General features: G+C 67.1%; 16 protein-coding genes. 12 read left to right on the forward strand and 4 right to left on the reverse strand.

Annotated features, from left to right (window positions below; translation table 11 throughout):
- The first annotated feature begins 70 nt into the window (after positions 1 to 70).
- The 10 genes from ykgO to JI752_RS00665 all read left to right on the forward strand — a co-directional run bounded on the left by ykgO (position 71) and on the right by JI752_RS00665 (position 7733).
- A complete protein-coding gene (gene ykgO, locus JI752_RS00620; RefSeq protein ID WP_010342887.1) occupies positions 71 to 196 on the forward strand; it encodes a type B 50S ribosomal protein L36 in 126 nt (41 codons plus the stop codon).
- Between the two features lie 206 nt (positions 197 to 402).
- Entirely contained in the window at positions 403 to 732 is a 330-nt protein-coding gene (locus JI752_RS00625) for a hypothetical protein (protein ID WP_216957990.1), read from the forward strand.
- A gap of 4 nt (positions 733 to 736) precedes the next feature.
- A complete protein-coding gene (locus JI752_RS00630) occupies positions 737 to 1774 on the forward strand; it encodes an agmatine deiminase family protein (protein WP_216957992.1) in 1038 nt (345 codons plus the stop codon).
- A gap of 120 nt (positions 1775 to 1894) precedes the next feature.
- Positions 1895 to 2782 carry a carbon-nitrogen hydrolase gene (locus tag JI752_RS00635; protein ID WP_216961680.1) on the forward strand — a complete coding sequence of 296 codons (888 nt, stop codon included), beginning with the start codon at positions 1895 to 1897 and terminating at the stop codon, positions 2780 to 2782.
- Between the two features lie 80 nt (positions 2783 to 2862).
- Positions 2863 to 3720, forward strand: a complete 858-nt coding sequence (locus tag JI752_RS00640) for an SDR family oxidoreductase (RefSeq protein WP_216957994.1) — start codon at positions 2863 to 2865, stop codon at positions 3718 to 3720.
- Positions 3721 to 3758: 38 nt separating this feature from the next.
- Positions 3759 to 4325, forward strand: a complete 567-nt coding sequence (locus tag JI752_RS00645; RefSeq protein WP_216957996.1) for a GNAT family N-acetyltransferase — start codon at positions 3759 to 3761, stop codon at positions 4323 to 4325.
- Positions 4326 to 4532, forward strand: a complete 207-nt coding sequence (locus tag JI752_RS00650; protein WP_216957997.1) for a hypothetical protein — start codon at positions 4326 to 4328, stop codon at positions 4530 to 4532.
- A 291-nt stretch (positions 4533 to 4823) separates the two neighbouring features.
- Positions 4824 to 5432: a TetR/AcrR family transcriptional regulator gene (locus tag JI752_RS00655; protein WP_216958000.1), complete on the forward strand. Its 609-nt coding sequence runs from the start codon at positions 4824 to 4826 to the stop codon at positions 5430 to 5432.
- A 21-nt stretch (positions 5433 to 5453) separates the two neighbouring features.
- Complete coding sequence (locus JI752_RS00660) at positions 5454 to 6380, forward strand: alpha/beta fold hydrolase (RefSeq protein ID WP_342315330.1); 927 nt, start codon at positions 5454 to 5456, stop codon at positions 6378 to 6380.
- Positions 6381 to 6527: 147 nt separating this feature from the next.
- A complete protein-coding gene (locus tag JI752_RS00665) occupies positions 6528 to 7733 on the forward strand; it encodes a TraB/GumN family protein (protein ID WP_216958002.1) in 1206 nt (401 codons plus the stop codon).
- A 78-nt stretch (positions 7734 to 7811) separates the two neighbouring features.
- Here JI752_RS00665 and JI752_RS00670 read toward each other — a convergent pair whose 3' ends face one another.
- The 3 genes from JI752_RS00670 to JI752_RS00680 are packed head-to-tail and all read right to left on the reverse strand — an operon-like array spanning position 7812 to position 15564.
- Positions 7812 to 10922, reverse strand: coding sequence for an efflux RND transporter permease subunit (locus JI752_RS00670; protein WP_216958004.1), 3111 nt, complete (start codon positions 10920 to 10922; stop codon positions 7812 to 7814).
- A 13-nt stretch (positions 10923 to 10935) separates the two neighbouring features.
- The gene (locus tag JI752_RS00675; protein ID WP_342315328.1) at positions 10936 to 14412 is read right to left on the reverse strand and encodes an efflux RND transporter permease subunit; all 3477 of its coding nucleotides are present in this window, start codon (positions 14410 to 14412) and stop codon (positions 10936 to 10938) included.
- A gap of 15 nt (positions 14413 to 14427) precedes the next feature.
- The gene (locus JI752_RS00680; RefSeq protein WP_216958006.1) at positions 14428 to 15564 is read right to left on the reverse strand and encodes an efflux RND transporter periplasmic adaptor subunit; all 1137 of its coding nucleotides are present in this window, start codon (positions 15562 to 15564) and stop codon (positions 14428 to 14430) included.
- Positions 15565 to 15865: 301 nt separating this feature from the next.
- Here JI752_RS00680 and JI752_RS00685 point away from each other — a divergent pair, with 301 nt between their 5' ends.
- Positions 15866 to 16243 (forward strand): cytochrome c, encoded by a 378-nt coding sequence (locus tag JI752_RS00685; RefSeq protein ID WP_216961687.1) that lies wholly within the window; start codon positions 15866 to 15868, stop codon positions 16241 to 16243.
- 8 nt (positions 16244 to 16251) lie between these two features.
- Positions 16252 to 16695, forward strand: a complete 444-nt coding sequence (locus JI752_RS00690; protein ID WP_216958008.1) for a cytochrome c — start codon at positions 16252 to 16254, stop codon at positions 16693 to 16695.
- 131 nt (positions 16696 to 16826) lie between these two features.
- On the opposite strand, the gene JI752_RS00695 is transcribed toward JI752_RS00690, so the two are convergent.
- Positions 16827 to 17543, reverse strand: coding sequence for an OmpA family protein (locus tag JI752_RS00695; RefSeq protein ID WP_216958010.1), 717 nt, complete (start codon positions 17541 to 17543; stop codon positions 16827 to 16829).
- Between the last annotated feature and the right edge of the window lie 42 nt (positions 17544 to 17585).

Here is a 17585-nt window from a genome sequence, read left to right on the forward strand (position 1 = left end):
CGGGAATTTACCGGCTAGAATCGCGGGCTTCGTTCCGTATCCACCTATTTACCTGTAGCCGAGGTCTGTCATGAAGGTCCTGTCCTCTCTGAAGTCGGCGAAGGCCCGTCACCGCGACTGCAAGGTCGTTCGCCGCCGTGGCAAGGTCTTCGTGATTTGCAAGTCGAACCCGCGTTTCAAGGCGCGTCAGCGCTGATCCATCCGTTCGGCGCCCAGGCGCCGGACTGAAACGCGAAGCGGAGGCCGCCCCCGGGCGGCCTTCTGCTTTGTGGCGTCCCCGCGCGAAGAACGGCTCTCGCCGCTTCGATCCAAACCTCCAAAACGTGACGGCCGCGCGCTGCCGGGCCGTCGGGGGTTGTGCGTACAATCCCGCACTACCAAGGGGATTCTAGGGGGCTCGTCATGAAGCATCGCATCGTCGCCGTTCCGCTGTTCGCTGTGCTCGCCCTGTCCGGTGTCGCCTCGGCCGACACCTTGCTGGTCGAGCGCGTCCAGGAAGAAAACCAGGCCGTCCTGCCTGCACGTGGCCAGACCATGGCGCAGGTGGAAGCCAGCTACGGCGCGCCCGCGCAGAAGCTGGAGGCCGAGGGTGGACAGAAGCGCCAGTGGCCGACCATCAATCGCTGGGTCTATCCGTCCTTCACCGTGTACTTCGAGAAGAACAAGGTGATCGACGTGGTGGCCAACAAGGCGAGCGCCGAGGAAATCGGGCCCAAGCCGGCCATCCGATGAGGCTATGAACCAGACCGCACACGCACGCTTTCCCGCCGAGTGGGAACCCCAGTCGGCCGTCCTGATCGCCTGGCCCAATGCCGACACCGACTGGGCCGATCGCCTGGGCGAAGTCGAGGAAACCTACATCGCCTTAGTCGCGGCCATTACCCGCTTCCAGGACGCGATCGTGTGCGTGGCGGACGAGGACGTGGAGGCGTACGCGCGTGCGCGCCTGTCCTCGGCCCGGATCGACATGTCGAAGGTGCGCTTCGTCGAAGCGCCCTACGACGATACGTGGCTGCGCGACTCCGGCCCGATCACCCTGCGCGAGGCCGACAGCTTCCGCCTGCTCGACTTCCGCTTCACCGGCTGGGGCGGGAAGTTCGATGCCAGCCAGGACGACCTGCTGGTCGAGCGCCTGACCGACGCGGGACTTTTCTTCAAGAGTTCGCGCCAATCCATTGATTTTGCTCTGGAAGGCGGCGCGATCGACACCGACGGCGACGGCACGCTGCTGACCACCTGGCAGTGCCTGCACGAGCGCCACCCCGAGGCGTCCCGCGAAGAGCTGACCAGCAAGCTCGCGGACTGGCTCCAGCAGGACCGCGTTCTGTGGCTCGACCACGGCTACCTGGAAGGCGACGACACCGACGCCCACGTCGACACCCTCGCCCGCTTCGCGCCGAACGACGCCATCGTGTTCCAGGCCTGCGACGACGCGTCCGACTCGCACTACGCCGAACTCAAGGCGATGGGCGAAGAGATCGCCGCGCTGCGCACGAAGGACGGCAAGCCGTACCGCCTGTTCCCGCTGCCGTGGGCTCAGCCCATCGTCGACGAAGGCCGCCGCCTGGCCGCCAGCTACGCCAATTTCCTGATCGTCAACGGCGCCGTGCTGATGCCCGCCTATGGCGACGCGGCCGACGCCAAGGCGCAGGCCGTGCTGGCCGAAGCCTTCCCGGGCCGCGAAATCGTGCCGGTGCCCTGCCGATCGCTGATCTGGCAGAACGGCAGCCTGCACTGCATCACGATGCAGTTGCCCGAGGGCGTCGTCGCCTGACCATCTACGGACGGCCCCGCCGTCCGCAGCGTTCCATCCACGTTTTCACGTGCGTCATGCGCGCGGCCTACAATTGCGGGCCGCAGCGCCCTGCGCGCGAACCACGATTCCGGGATGAAGATGAAGAAAACCACCCTCCCCGTAGCGCTGATCCAGGAGCGCAACCACGGCGACGCCGAAGCGAACCTGTCGGTGATCGAGCAGCGCGTGGCCGAGGCCGCCAAGCGTGGCGCCAAGCTCGTGCTGCTGCAGGAGCTGCACAACGGCCCGTACTTCTGCCAGCACGAGGACGTGCGCGAATTCGACCTGGCCGAAACCATCCCCGGCCCGAGCACGCAGCGCCTGGGCCCGCTGGCCAAGCAGCATGGCGTGGTGCTGGTCAGCTCGCTGTTCGAGAAGCGTGCGACCGGTCTGTACCACAACACCGCGGTGGTGTTCGAAGCCGACGGCAGCGTCGCCGGCAAGTACCGCAAGATGCACATTCCGGACGATCCGGGCTTCTACGAGAAGTTCTATTTCACGCCGGGCGACATCGGTTTCGAGCCGATCAACACCTCCGTCGGCCGTCTCGGCCTGATGGTGTGCTGGGACCAGTGGTACCCCGAAGGCGCGCGCCTGATGGCGCTGGCCGGGGCGGAGCTGCTGCTCTACCCGACCGCCATCGGCTGGGACCCGGACGACGAACAGGCCGAGAAGGACCGCCAGCGCAATGCCTGGATCCTCAGCCATCGCGGCCACTCCGTCGCCAACGGGTTGCCCGTGCTCAGTTGCAATCGTGTGGGCCACGAAACCTCACCGCTGGGTACGTCCGGCATCCAGTTCTGGGGCAGTAGCCATGTGCTGGGGCCGCAGGGTGAATTCCTCGCCGAGGCGAAGACGGACGAGCCCGAGATCCTGATGGCCGAAGTCGACATGGAACGCAGCGAACACGTGCGTCGCATCTGGCCGTTCCTGCGCGACCGCCGCATCGACGCGTACGGCGACTTGCTCAAGCGCTATCGCGACTGACCGCCTGCGTGCCGCCTCCACGAGGCGGTCACCCCAGGGTCGCTAATTTCGCCGCTCCAATCCTGATGGGAGCGGCGGGCATGATCTGCATCACCGGTGCCGGTGGCACGCTCGGCAGCGAAGTCCTCGCCCAGTTGCAGGCCGCCGGCGCGCCGATCCGCGCCGCCTTCCATTCCGACGACAAGGCCGACGCCGCCCGCGCCCAGGGCATCGACGTCGCGCTCATCGACTTCGAAGACCCCGATTCGCTGCGCGAGGCGTTCGCCGGCTGCGAGTCGCTGTTCCTGCTCGGGCACAACGCCGTCGACCAGACGGAACTGGAACTGGCCGCCGTCGACGCGGCGCGTTCCGCAGGCATTCGCCACATCGTCAAGCAATCGGTGATGGGCGCGCAGGGCGAGGACTACAGCCTGGCGCAGGTGCATCGGCCGATCGAGATGGCGATAGAGGCCAGCGGCATCGGCTGGACGTTCCTGCGCCCGAACAGCTTCATGCAGAACGTCATGACCTTCATGAGCCCGACGATCCGCACCGAATCGGCGTTCTACAGCGCCAGCGACGACGCGCGGATCAGCCACGTCGACGTGCGCGACATCGCGGCTGTCGCGGTGCAGGCGCTGCTGCACCCCGGCCAGCACGCGGGCCATGCCTACACGCTCACGGGACCTGACGCCTTCACGTACGACGAACTCGCCGAAACGCTATCGCATGCACTCGGCCGCACGATCACGCACGTCGCCCTGCCGCCCAACGAGCTGCGCTACGGCATGGCCGACTGGGGCCTGCCCGACGAGATCGCCGATCGACTGATCGACCTGGAACGCTACTTCCGCAGCGGCGAAGCGGCCCTGGTCACCGGCGACATCGAACGCATCACCGGCCGCGCGCCGCGTCGCTTCGCCGATTACGCACGCGAGGTCGCACCGCTGCTGGGCTGACCAGGCAACCGGCGCCCGCGCCGGTTAGGCTTGTCGGCATGCCCACGCCCGCCTCCGAGTCCGCCGCGCCGCAAGCCGACCTGCGCATCCGCGCTGCAGTCGTCGCCGACCTGCCGGCCATCACCGCGCTGTACGCGCAGGAAGTCCGCGACCACGTCGCCACCTACGAATACGACGAGCCGGACGCGGCAGAGATGGCGCGTCGCTGGCAGGCCGTGGTCGCGCAGGGCTATCCGTATCTGGTGGCGGAGCGCAACGGCGTGTTCGCCGGCTATGCCTACGTCAGCAGCTATCGCACACGCGAGGGCTATCGCTGGACCGTCGAGGACACCGTCTACGTGCACCCCGACCACGTTGGACGCGGCGTCGGACGCGCACTGCTGCAGCGGCTGATCGACGACTGCACGGCGCTCGGCCTGCGGCAGATGGTCGCGGTCGTGGGCGACGTGACCAACCTGGCTTCGATTGCCCTGCACGAGAAGCTTGGCTTCCGTACCGTCGGCGTCTTCCAGGGACTCGGCCGCAAACACGGGCGCTGGCTGGACACGGTGCAGATGCAACGAGCGTTGGGGAAAGGCAACGAAAGCGCCGTCGAGGACGCCTAGATGCGCGAGCGCGTCTTGCGGGTGGCCGTCGTTCTGGCGGCGGCGTTGGCGGCGTCGGGCTGTATCGACGACATGGTCCAGGACGCGTTCTATCCGTCGATGTCCGATGCCGTCGCCGACGGCGCGATCCGCCGCGGCTGGATTCCCGACTGGGTGCCGGCGGGCGCTACCCGCTGCGCGAAGTGCACGAGGTCGACACGAGCATGAGCGCGCTGGCATTCGACCTGCCCGCCGGAGCGGAGGCCGCTTCCGCCTCATTGCAGGCCGATCCATGCCTCGCAGGCCGCTCCGCAACGGCTGGAGCGCCCCTGGTGGCCCGAGCCCCAGGAGATGGCCCGGGACCATGATGTCTTCCAGTGCCAGGCCCCGCCGGGCTCGACCTATGACGAATTCGTCGCCCGCCGCCGGGACGGCGCAGGCGGGCTCCACTGGCGAGGCTGGTCTCCCGGGCCCGACGAACGGTCAAAATAAAACGAACGGCCGTGCTATTTTCCCGCCATGACTGTTCTGACCGCCACCAGCAAAGGCGCCGCCACCCGTGAGGCCATCATCGACCGGGCCTACGGCATCGCCTGCGCGGCCGGGCTGGAAGGCCTGTCGATCGGACCATTGGCGCAGGCGGTGGGCATGTCGAAGAGCGGCGTGTTCGCCCACTTCGGCTCCCGCGAAGACCTGCAACTGGCCGTGCTCGATGCCGCTGGCGAGCGTTTCGTCGACTTCGTCCTGCGCCCCGCGCTGAAGCAACCGCGCGGGCTGGCACGCCTGCGCGCGGTCCTCGAGGCCTGGTACGACTGGGTCCGGCAGTCCGAAGGCAGCTGCCTGCTGCTCAGCGCCGCCAGCGAGTACGACGACCGTCCCGGCCCGCTGCGCGATCGCCTCGTCCAGCATGAACGTCGCTGGCGGGTGGAAGTCGCCCGCGCCGTGGGCCTGGCGATCGAGACCGGCGAGCTTTCCGCCGACACCGACGCCGACCAGATGGCCTTCGAGTTGTACGCCCTGGCCCTCGCCGTCCATCACGATGCCGGCCTGTTCGGTTTCGATACTGCCGCCGACCACGGCCGCCGCGCGCTCGAGCGGCTGTTCCGCTCCTACGCCCCCACCGCCTGACTCCCCCACGGAGGCCCCACCGTGTACCCGCTCATCGCCAAAATTAGCACGACCGTTCGTAAAGTAACCGGATTGTATGGACTGAGGCTGTGGTTCGCGGTCGGCAGTCTGGTGGCGCCGCGGGCGACCCTCGTCCGGGCCGCCCGCCTGTTCTGCACGCCGCTGCCCTCCTCCCGCAGCCGCGCTCTGGCAGCGCCCACCTTCGGCGCGCGCGAGGACAGCATCGAGGTCGACGGCCACACCGTGACCGCCTACGTCTGGGGCGATCCGCGCCGCCAGCCCTACGTGCTTTTCGCGCATGGCTGGTCCAGCCACGGCACGCGCGTCGCCGCATGGCTGCCGCGCCTGCGGCAGGCCGGTTACGCCGTGGTGGCCTTCGATCAGCCCGCACACGGCCGCAGCCCCGGCGATCAGGCGACACTGCCCTGCTTCACCCGTCATCTGCTCGCGGTCGGCGCGCACTTTGGACCGGCGGCAGTCGTGATCGGACATTCGCTCGGCGGCGCGGCGACGGCGAACGCCCTCGCGCGCGGGCTGCAGGCCGAACGCGCCGTCTTGATCGCGCCAGCGGCCGACCCGGTGGCCGCGGCGGAGCGTTTCGCGGACCTGCTGTGGATCGGGCGTTCACTCGTGCAACGCATGTTCGACTACTTCGAAAGCCGCATCGGCCTGACATTCGACGAACAGCAGGCGCACCACACCGCGCCGCTGATCGGCCGGCCCGCGCTGATCGTGCACGACCTGGAGGACCGCGACGTGCCCTGGTCCGAAGGCGAGCGTTATGCCCGTTACTGGCCCGACTCGCGCCTGCTGACCACCCGTGGCCTGGGTCACCGGCGCGTGCTGGAAGACGATGCGGTGATCGCCGCCGTGATGCGCTTCCTGCGCGGCGAAACGGTCGGCGACCGCCTGGTTTCCACGCCGAACCTGCCCTTCGGCGTGGCCTGAGACGCGGGTTCATTGCCCGGTCCCGAATGAGGCCCTAAGCTTCCTGCAACCGATTTCCACCGACGGCGCCCCCGGGGCGCCGTCTTGCTGCAGGACCGCTGATGCACATCCCCGCTCTGCCCTCCACCCGTTCCGTCGGGCGGCCCGATGTCTGAGTCGCTGCAGGCGTTGCTCGAAAGCCAGCCCCACGCCATCGTCGAACGCGACGGCGTCCGCTACACCCTGCTGGGCACCGCACACGTCTCGCTGGCGAGCGTGGAGGCCGTGCGCGATGCCGTGGTCAGCGGCGCCTTCGACGCGGTGGCGGTCGAACTGGACCCGCAGCGCCTGCAGGCGCTGACCGACCCGGATGCGATGGCGCGGATGGACCTGGTCGAGGTCATCCGGAAAGGCAAGACCGCGTTGTTCGCCGCCAACCTCGCGCTGGCCGCCTACCAGCGACGCCTGGCCGAGCAGTTGGGCATCGAGCCCGGCGCCGAGCTCAAGCGCGCCGTGCTGGAAGCGCGCGAACGCGACCTGCCCGTGCACCTGATCGATCGCGACGTCGGCCTGACCTTCAAGCGCGCGAGTGCGGGGCTCGGTTTCTGGGGTCGCATCAAGCTCGCCTCGGGCCTGATCACCGCGCTCTTCGTCGATGAGGAAGTAGGCGAAGCCGACATCGAGAAGCTCAAGCAGGGCGACATGCTCGAATCGAGTTTCAGCGAATTCGCCAGCGACAGCCCGGAACTCTACGAAGCCGTCATCGCCGAGCGCGACCGCTACATGGCCGCGCGCCTGCGCGAAACGCACGGCGACGCGCGCGAAGTATTGGCGGTGGTCGGCGCCGGCCACCTGCAGGGACTGGCCCGTCACCTGCGCGAAGAAACGCGCGATCCCGAAGCGATCCGCACCGAACTGGAATCCGTTCGCAAGAAGAGCCGCACGCCGTGGCTGGGCATCATCGTCGTGGCGCTGATCGCCGCCGGCATCGGCGTGGGCATCTGGCGCGGCGGTTTCGCCATGGGCGCCGATCTGCTGCTGCAATGGGTCGCCTGCACCGCCGGCTTCGCTGCCATCGGCTGCGCGCTGGCGACGGCGCATCCGCTGAGCATCCTGACGGCCGCGGTGTTCGCGCCGCTCAAGCCGTTCCGCCTGGGCGTGCCCACCGGCACCTTCAGCGCACTCACCGAGGCGCGCATCCGCAAGCCGACCTATGCCGACTTCATGTCCCTGCGCGACGACGTGCAGAGCGTGCGCGGCTGGTATCGCAACCGCGTGGCGCGCGTGCTGGTGACGTTCCTGCTGACCAACCTGGGCTCGGCGATCGGCGCATGGGTGGGCGTGTTCCGCATTGGCGGGCGCTTGCTGGGCTGATACGACGCCGCAAGGCTTGCAAGAAAAAGGGCCGGAGCTTCCACTCCGGCCCTTTTCATTTCCGTGCCACTGCGCGAATCAATCCACCGAGAGTGCGGTGATCGTCGCGCCACCGGTCGGACCTTCCACCTGCTTCCCCCGCGCGCGACGGACCATGCGCGCGGTATTGGTGCGCAGATCGTCGAGCATCGCGTAGATCGTCGGCAGGAACAGCAGGCTCACCACGGTGGAGAACGCCAGACCGCCGGCAATCGCGCGCGCCATCGGGTAGTACGCCGGACCGTCGCCACCGATCTGCGTCTGCGTCAGCGAGATCGGCACCATCGCCAGGATCGCCGTGCCCATCGTCATCAGGATCGGGCGCAGGCGTTCCTTGCTGCCTTCCACCAGCGCGTCGGTGCGCGACAGGCCGCGACGCCGCAGGTTGTTGATGTGCTCGATCATCACGATGCCGTTGTTCACCACCACGCCCATCAGCACCAGGATGCCGATGAAGGCCATGATGTTGAACTCCGTGCCGGTGAGCCAGAACAGCCAGAACACGCCGAACACCGAGAACAACACGCCGCTCATGATGGCCGAGGGGAACAGCAGCGACTCGAACACCGCCGCCATCACCACGTAGATCATGATCAGCGCGATCAGCAGGTTGAACATCATCTGCTTGTTCGCTTCGGCCTCGTCCTCGAAGGCGCCGGACTCGAAGGTGAAGTTGTAGCCGGCCGGGAACGCCACCGACTTGAGCACTTCCTCCATCGCCTTGCGCGCTTCGGGCACGGTGACCTTCTCGCCGAGGTTGGCCTGGATGGCGACCGTCGTCTGCCGGTTCGCGCGCTGGATCTGCGTGGCCGACGGTTTGATCGCCACGTCCACCATCGCCAGCAACGGAACGGTGCGGCCGTCCGGCGCGCGCACGGTGAAGCTGGCGACGTCTTCCATGCCGAACTTCTCGGCGCCGGCGAAACGGACCCACACCGGAACCTCGGTGTCGCCGCGACGGAACTCGCGCAGCGGTGCGCCGCGCAGTGCCAGGCCGACGAAGCTCGCCACTTCCTGCGCGCTGAAGCCGAAGGACGCCGCACGCTCACGATCCACGCGCACCGACAGCTCGCTGTTCTGGTCGCCGATGTCCACGCGCACATCGCGCAGTTCCTTGCGCTTGGCGAGAATGGGCACGATGTCGTTGGCCAGCTCGACCAGCGTCTCGGTCGAATCGCCCACCAGCTGCACCTGCACGTTCTGGCCGGGACCGCCGCCACCGCCGCCACCGCCCTGGTTGCCGATGCCGATGTTGGCGCGGGCCGACTTCGGCAGGTCCTTGCGAAGCTGCTCGATGATGCCCTTGGACTCGCTGATCTTGGCGACGTCGAAGGTGATGCGCGTACCACCCCAACCCTGCTCGCTGTAATACGAGTAGATCTGGGTGATGTTGTACTTCTTGCGGTTGCCGTCGAGGAACTTCTCGATCTTGAGGATCTCGTCCGACATCTGCTCCTTGGTGTACGCGCCCTTCCACTGGTAGAAGATGTTCGTCTCGGTGCCGTCGTCGCCACCGAACATGTTCTTCTTGGTCAGCATGAACGGCACGATGCTGACGGCGATGATCAGCAGGATGCCGAGCACGGCCTTGCCGCGGTGTTCCAGCGTCCAGCGCAGGAACGTCGCATAGCGCTTCTGCATGCGCGGGATCAGGCCGTGTTCCGACCTCACCGCCGGCGGCGTCTTCAGTCGCGCGGAGATCATCGGGATCAGGCTCACCGCCACCAGCCACGAGGCCAGCAGCGACACCGAGATCGTGATCGCGATCTGCGACAGGTAGATGCTCAGGAAGTTGCGCTCGCCGAACAGGTTCGGCAGGAACACGATGCAGTGGCACAGCGTGCCCGCCGACAGCGCGATGGCGACGTGCTTGGTGCCCAGGATCGACGCACCCACCGGGTTGTCCGGCATGCGCTCGCGTTCCTGGTAGATGCTTTCCACCACCACGACCGCGTTGTCCACCAGCATGCCCACCGCCAGCAGCAGGCCCATCATCGACAGGATGTTGAGCGTGACGCCGGTGAAGTACATGAAGCCCAGCGTCATCACGAAGCAGATCGGGATGGCCAGGGTCACCATCAGCGTCGACGGCCAGTGGCGCAGGAAGAAGAACAGCACCGCGATCGACAGCAGCAAGCCGATGCCGCCGGCCTCGGCCAGTTCCAGCAGCGACTTGGTGACGTTATCGCCCTGGTTGTCGATGATGATGATGCGGATGTCGCTCAGCTCGGGCTGCTTGCGGATCGCCTCCACTTCCGCCAATGCCTTGCTGGACACATCGACCAGGTTCGCGTTGCGTTCCTTGAAGATGTCCAGGCCGATCGCCGGACGGCCGTCGAGACGGCGCCCGTAATTCATGCGCTGCGGCTTCAGGCGCACCTGTGCGATGTCGCCCAGGCGAACGCCGGCGTTGTTGATGACCAGGTCGCGCAGCTGTTGCAGGTCGGCGATCTCACCCACCGGCTGCACGCGCAGACGGCGACCGCCATCGTCGATCTGGCCGGCGGAGATGGAGAAGTTCACCGCCTTCAGCCGCTCGTTGAGCTCGTTGAGGCTGAGGTTGTGCGCGGTCAGGCGATCGGGATCGATCGCGATCTCCACCTCGTTCGGCGCCGCGCCGGTCACGTCCACGCGCGCCACGCCCGGAATGCGCTCGATGCGGCGCTTGAATTCGCGCTCGATCATGTCGTACGAGCCGGTCAGGTCGCTCTTGCTGGCCAGGCGTACGCGCAGGACCGGCTCGTCGGTCGTGGAAAACTTGAAGACGTTGTAGCGCTGCAGGTCCTCCGGCAGGTCGTCGCGGATCGCGTCGATGCGCTCGCGCGCCTCCGACGCCGCGATCGCCACATCGCGGTTCCAGTCGGAGAACTGCATGAAGATCTCGGCGCCGTCGGCACGGGCGTTCGCGTCCATGCGCTTGATGCCGGTCATCGTCGACAGGGCTTCCTCCACCGGACGCAGCAGCGTGCGCTCCACCTCCTCGGGGGTGGAGCCGGTGTAGGGAACCTGGACGAAGATGAAGGGCGGCGAGACTTCCGGGAAGGCTTCAAGCGGCAGGCGGATCGCCGCGATCAGGCCGATCACGAACAGCGACACGAAGAACATGATCGCCGTGACCGGCCGCTTGATGCTGAGCTCCGCAATGGTCATGTCGGCATGCTCCTCAGACCGGCTCGACCTGGCCGCCGGCGCCTTCCGCCGACTCGCCCGAAGGGACGTGCGTGCGCTTGGCACGCTTGACGTAGTACTCGTCCGGGCGGCGATCCAGCAGGTCGTACACCACCGGGATCACCACCAGCGTCAGCAGCGTGGAGACCAGCAGGCCGCCGATCACGGTGATCGCCATCGGCGAACGCACTTCGGCACCCTCGCCCATGGCCAGCGCCAGCGGCAGGAAGCCGAACAGCGTGCACGTCGTGGTCATGATGATCGGGCGCAGTCGGGAACGCGCGCCTTCCACCAGCGCCTCGCGCTTGGGAACGCCCGCCTCGCGCAACTGGTTCACCTTGTCGACCAGGATGATCGCGTTCTTCACCACCAGGCCGACCAGCAGGATCAGGCCGATGAACACCACCACCGACACCGGCGAGTTGGTGATCAGCAGCGCGAGCACCGCACCGACCAGCGCCAGCGGAATGGTGAACAGGATGACGAACGGATGCAGCAGCGATTCGAACTGCGAGGCCATCACCAGGTACACCAGGAAGACCGCCAGGCCGAACGCGAACAGCAGCGCGTTCACCGATTCGGCCAGTTCCTCGCCCTGCCCGCCGATGTGCATGGTGACGCCGGCACCGATGGGCTGCTTGGACACCATGTCCTGGACTTCGCGCACGGCGGTGCCCAGGTCGATGTCGCGCAGGTTCGCCGAGACGATCGCCACACGCACCTGGTCGGCGCGATGGATTTCGCTCGGGCCTGTGGTCGCGACCACGTCCGCCACCGAGTCCAGCGTGACCGGACGGTTGCTGCCCGGGTTCACGATGAGGCGGCGGATGCTGTCGACGGAGGCACGGTCGGTTTCGCGTGCGCGCACCAGCACGTCGATCTTGCGATCGCGGAAGCTGTAGCGCGTGGCGACGTCGCCGCGCACCTTCTTCACCACCACGTCGGCGATCTGGCGCGTGGTCAGGCCGAGCGCACCGGCGCGGTCCTGGTCGAAGCGGATCTGGATCTCCGGGAAGCCCTCTTCCACCGTCGACTTCACGTCGGCGTAGTGCGGGTTGGCGCGCAGCAGTGCGGCCATGCGCTGGCCGGCCTGCTGGATGCCTTCCAGGTCCTGACCGCGCAGCTCGATTTCCAGCGGCGTGGAGAAGCTGAAGAGCTCCGGACGGGCGAAGTCGACCTGCGCGCCCGGATGCGACTGCATCGTCGTACGCAGGCGTTCGGTTTCGGCCGCTTCCACCGCCTTGCTGCCGCCGTTCTCCATCACGACGGTGAGCTTGCCGATGTTCTCGCCGCTTTCGGTCGGATTGGCGTCCAGTCGCGTGCCACTGCCGCTCACGCCGTACAGCGCGCGGATGCCGTCGTCCTTGGCGTGCTTCTGCTGCAGTTCGCGCACCAGTGCATCGGTGTCGCGCAGCGGCGTGCCGGGCGGGAGCTTCACGGTCATCTCGAAGCGGTCCTGCGCCAGCTGCGGGATCAAGTCCGCGCCGAGCAACGGCACCGCCAACAGCGTCAACGCGAACGCCACCGCGGCAGAACCCAGCACCAGCGTCGGACGCTTCAACGCGCTCGGCAGCAGCTTCAGATAGCCGCGTTCGGCGCGGCCGTACGGCGCCATCGCCAGATCGCTCGCGGCGCGCATGACCGGGCCGACCACGGCGACCAGGCCACGCCACGCGCGCACGATCAACCACGCGATACCGAAGAAGAACGTGCGCAGGGTCCAGCCGATGCCGCGCTGCGTGTAGGCCAGCGGCATGCCGATCTTCGACTTGGGCTCCCAGCGCGGATGCGGCGCTTCCTCCGGGAAGGCCATCGGCGGACGTCCCTTGAGCGCGCTCAGCATCGGGATCAACGTCATCGACACGATCAGCGAGATGCCGATCGCGAGCGCCACGGTCAGCGCCTGGTCGCGGAACAGCTGCCCAGCGATGCCCTGCACGAACACCAGCGGCAGGAACACCGCGATGGTGGTCAGCGTGGACGCGACCACGGCCATGCTCACTTCACGCGTGCCGGCGATGGCGGCTTCCAGCACGCCCAGGCCGCGTTCGCGCGCCTTGGCGATGCTTTCCAGTACGACGATGGAGTCGTCCACCACCAGGCCGGTCGCCAGCGCCAAGCCGCCGAGCGACATGACGTTGAGGCTCAGGCCCATCTGGCCCATGAAGAAGAACGTCGTGATGATCGACACCGGCAGCGACAGGCTGATAACGAACGTGCTCCAGCCATCGCGCAGGAACAGGAAGATGATCAGGATTGCCAGCGCGCCGCCGATCACCGCGTCGAACTTGACGTCGCTGATGGCGTGACGGATGAAGGTCGACTGGTCGTCGATGGTCGTCAGCTCGACGTCCGGCGGCACCTGTTCCTTGATTTCGTCCAGGCGCTTCTGGATGGCGTCGGCAGTGGCGACGGTGTTCGCATCGCCTTCCTTGTAGATCGCCAGTTCGACCGCTTCCTTGCCCGCCAGGCGGATGATCGCCTCGCGTTCCTTGAAGCCCTGGCGCACGTCGGCGACGTCCTTCAGGCGCACGGGCATGCCACCGGCGACAGTCGCGCCGCCGGCGGAGTTGGCGCTCTGCACCGAGGCCGCCGCGGCCATCGCTTCGGCCGAACCGGTCTGCGCCGCGATCGCGGCCATCTGCGCCGCCGCGCTCGCGGCCGCGCCGTCGCCGCCGCTCTGCGTGGTGACGAGCATCTCGCGGATCTCGGGCACGTTGGCGAACTGGTTCACCGTGCGCACGAGGTAACGCTGCGAGCCTTCTTCCAGGCGGCCGCCGGAGATGTTGATGTTCTCCTGCTGCAGACGCTGGATGACGGTGTCGATCGGCAGGTTCAGCTGCGCGATCTTCTGCTGGTCGATGTCGACCTGGATTTCATCTTCCAGGCCGCCGCCGACCTTCACCGCAGCCACGCCCTCGACCGGCTCGAGCTTCTTCTTCAGGTCGTCGTCGGCATAGCGGCGCAGCGCGGTGAGCTGGCGCATGGCTTCGGTGTCGCTCGTCGCCTCGGTCTTGGGCGACAGCGCGATGCGCAGAATCGGCTCGGTCGACGGATTGAAGCGCAGCAGCACCGGGGCCTTGGCCTCCAGCGGCAGCTGCAGCACTTCCATCTTGTCGCGGACTTCCAGGCTGGCCTGGTCCATGTCGGTGCCCCAGGCGAACTCGAGCACGACATCGCTCTGCCCGGTGCGCGAAACCGACTTGAGCTTGCGCAGCCCCTTGACCACGCCGACGGCCTCTTCGACCGGCTCGCTGATCAAGGTCTCGATTTCCGACGGCGCGGCACCGGTGTATTCGGTGCGCACCGTCAGCGTGGGGTAGCTCAGGTCAGGCAGCAGGTTGACCTTGAGGTCGCCCAACGCGATGAATCCGAAGAGCACGAAGGTGAGGGTCACCATCATCACCGTCACTCGACGGCGCGTGGAGAACTCCACCAGGTTGAAACCAGGTGTGTGCGCAGGTTGCGTCACGTTCGCTCTCCGCGATTACTGCTTGTTGTCGGACTTGGCGACCGAGGCGACTTCGGGCTTCTTCGCCTGCGGCTGGCCCAGCACCTGCACCACCGAGCCGTCGCGCAGCGCGGTCTTGCCCGCGATCACGACCTGCTCGCCTTCCTTCACGCCTTCGCGGACTTCGGCCCACGAACCGTCCATGTAACCCAGCTTGACCGGCACGCGCTTGGTCTTGTCGCCGGTGACCACGAACACCGCCGGGTCGCCGTCGTCTTCCAGCAGCGCCACGCGCGGTACGACGAGGGCGTCGGCGCGCTGGTCGTAGTCGATCTTGATGCGGCCGAACATGCCCGGCTGCAGGATGCCGTCGCCCTTGAACGCGCACACGACGCGGAAGGTGCCGCTGCCCGAATCGACCACCGGCGAAACGCGATCCACCGTGCCCTGGAAGGTCTTGCCCGGCAGGGCGTCGACGACCAGCGCGACCGGGAGGCCGGCCTTGAGCGTCACCAGCTCGCGCTCGGGCACGTTGAGCGTGGCCTCCAGGCGCGAGGTGTCGACGATGCGGAAGATCGGCGTGTTGATCTGGACGAAGTTGCCGGTCTTGATCGAACGCGAGGCGATCACGCCGGAGATCGGCGCTTCGACGCTGGCGTAGGACAGCTCCAGGTTCGCCATGCGATTGGCGGCGCGGGCTTCTTCAAGATCGAAACGGAGCTGGTCGTTGTCGTTGGCGCTGAGCAGCTTCTGGTCGGCCATCTGCTTGGCGCGGGCGTAGTTGGCCTCGAGCTTGCGCATCTGCGCGGCGGTCTGCGCGGCGGCCAGCTCGGAGCGGGCCGAATCCAGACGCACCAGGCTCTGGCCGGCGCGGACCTGCTGACCTTCCTCGACCATCACGTTGAGGGCAACGCCCGAGGTCTTGGCGACCACCTGCGACTCGGCCACCGGCTCCAGCGGCGCGGTGCCGGTGTAGCTGGCGGCGACGGCGCGACGGGAGGCCTTGGCGACCTCGACCGGCACGGCTTCGGGACCCTTCTTGTCCTCCCCGGCCTTGGCCTGGGCCTCGCCTTCGCCCCCGCCCTTGCAGGCGCTGAGCAGCAACAGGCACGGCAACAGGACGACAGCGGCGCGGGCGAGACCACGGCTGCGATTTCGGGTGAAGTGACGCATGAATTGGACCCCAAGGTGGCTGATGACCGGCCTTTGTGCCGGTGTTGTATATAGGTATATCACCGCCCCAGAAACCCTCCATCCGCCGAAGGTCATGGTGACTGGAGCCACGTCGTGCGTTAGCCGATCGAACATCGCAATGCGGCACGCACCCATCTTCGATGCAGTAAGGGGCGACTTCGTTGCAATGGGATCGCAGGCTATACTTGCCGACTTATGTGCGGCAGGCTTAACAGGGCGCCGCGCGCAGCCAGCTTCAGAAACCTTTCGCTAGCCATTCGAGATTGCGGACTACGACATGATGCGACCGCTGATGATCGCCGCCTGCTTCGTCCTGACCACCGCCGCGTTCAGCGCGTCGGCACAGGATGCCCAGGCTCCCGCCGCTGCTGCCGCTCCGGCCGCGACGACGACCCCGGCCCCGCTCAAGGGCGACGCTGCCAGGGGCAAGCAGTTGACCTATACCTGCCAGGGCTGCCACGGCGTCACCGGCTACAAGAACGCGTATCCGAACTACCACGTCCCGAAAATCGGCGGGCAGTCGGAGCTGTACCTGACCAACGCGCTGACCGAATACAAGAAGGGAACGCGCAAGCATCCGACGATGCAGGCCCAGTCGCAGAGCTTCTCCGACCAGGACATCGCCGACATCGCCGCTTTCCTTTCGACCGTGAAGTGAGCACGACCATGACGAACAAGATCCTCGCCATCGCCCTGCTCGCTTCCATTGCGCTCGTCGGCTGCTCCGGCGGCGACACGCCGGCCGAGCATTCGGCGGCCGACCGCGCCGAAGGCCACACCTCCTCGTCCGCCGGCCTGCCGGCCGGTCATATCGCCTCCGGCGAGAAGCTGGCCCAGACCAAGGGCAAGGCCACCGGCCAGTCCTGCGTGGACTGCCACGGCGCCGAAGGCAACGCCCCGATCGACGAGACCTACCCCAAGCTCGCCGGCCAGTACTACGACTACATCGCGCACTCGCTGCAGGCCTACCGCGACGGCGACCGCGAACACGCGCTGATGTCGAGCCAGGCGAAGGAACTGACCGACCAGCAGATCGCCGACCTCGCCGCCTACTTCGGCTCGCGCGAGAGCAAGCTGCGCGATCTGCACGACGTGCACAGCCACAACTGATCGAACGCTCCACCGTTCGAATGAAGAAGCCCGCGAAAGCGGGCTTTTTCTTTATCGCCGGACCGCTCCGCCCCCGCACAAAGAAAACGGGCCGCTCGTGCGGCCCGTTCCTTGTTCGATTGCGGTTCGGATCAGGACTGGATCGGCACCAGCGTGATCTCGACGCGGCGGTTCTGCGCGCGGCCGGCTTCGGTGTCGTTGCTGGCGATCGGACGGGTCTTGCCGGCGCCGACGACGATGAAGCGCTCGCGATTCAGGCCGCGGCTCTGCAGGTAGCTGGCGACCGAGTTGGCGCGCTGCTCCGACAGCTTCTGGTTGTAGGCATCGCTGCCGATGCTGTCGGTGTGGCCGGCGACCTCGATGACGGTCTGGTTGTATTCCTGCAGCGTGCGCGCGACGTTGTCGAGCACCGGATAGAACTCCGGCTTCAGGTTCGACTTGTCGAAGTCGAAGGTGATGCCGCTGGGCATGTTGAGCGTGATGTTGTTGCCCTGGCGGACCACGTCGACGCCGGTGCCGGCGGTCTGCTGGCGCAGCGCGGCTTCCTGGCGATCCTGGTAGTTGCCGATGGCCGCACCGGCCAGGCCGCCGACGCCTGCACCGACCAGCGCGCGTTGACGACGCTCGGTGGCGTCATCGCCGCTGAGCAGGCCGGCGGCGACACCGGCGAGCGCGCCGATGATCGCGCCCTTGCTGGTCTTGCTCATGCCCTGCTGCTGACCCTGCGGCTGCGGCTGCTGTTGCTGCGGATACGGCTGACCGTAATAGCCGCCACCGCCGGTGGCACAGCCCGCGAGCAGCGCAGTGGTGACGACGGCGACGCAGGCGGCCTTGAGGAAATTCTTCATATGTCGATCCTTGGAAGACGAATGGTGGAACTGAACGCGGCA

The sequence above is a fragment of the Lysobacter sp. MMG2 genome (genome assembly GCF_016735495.2).
Lineage (GTDB): Bacteria > Pseudomonadota > Gammaproteobacteria > Xanthomonadales > Xanthomonadaceae > Lysobacter_J.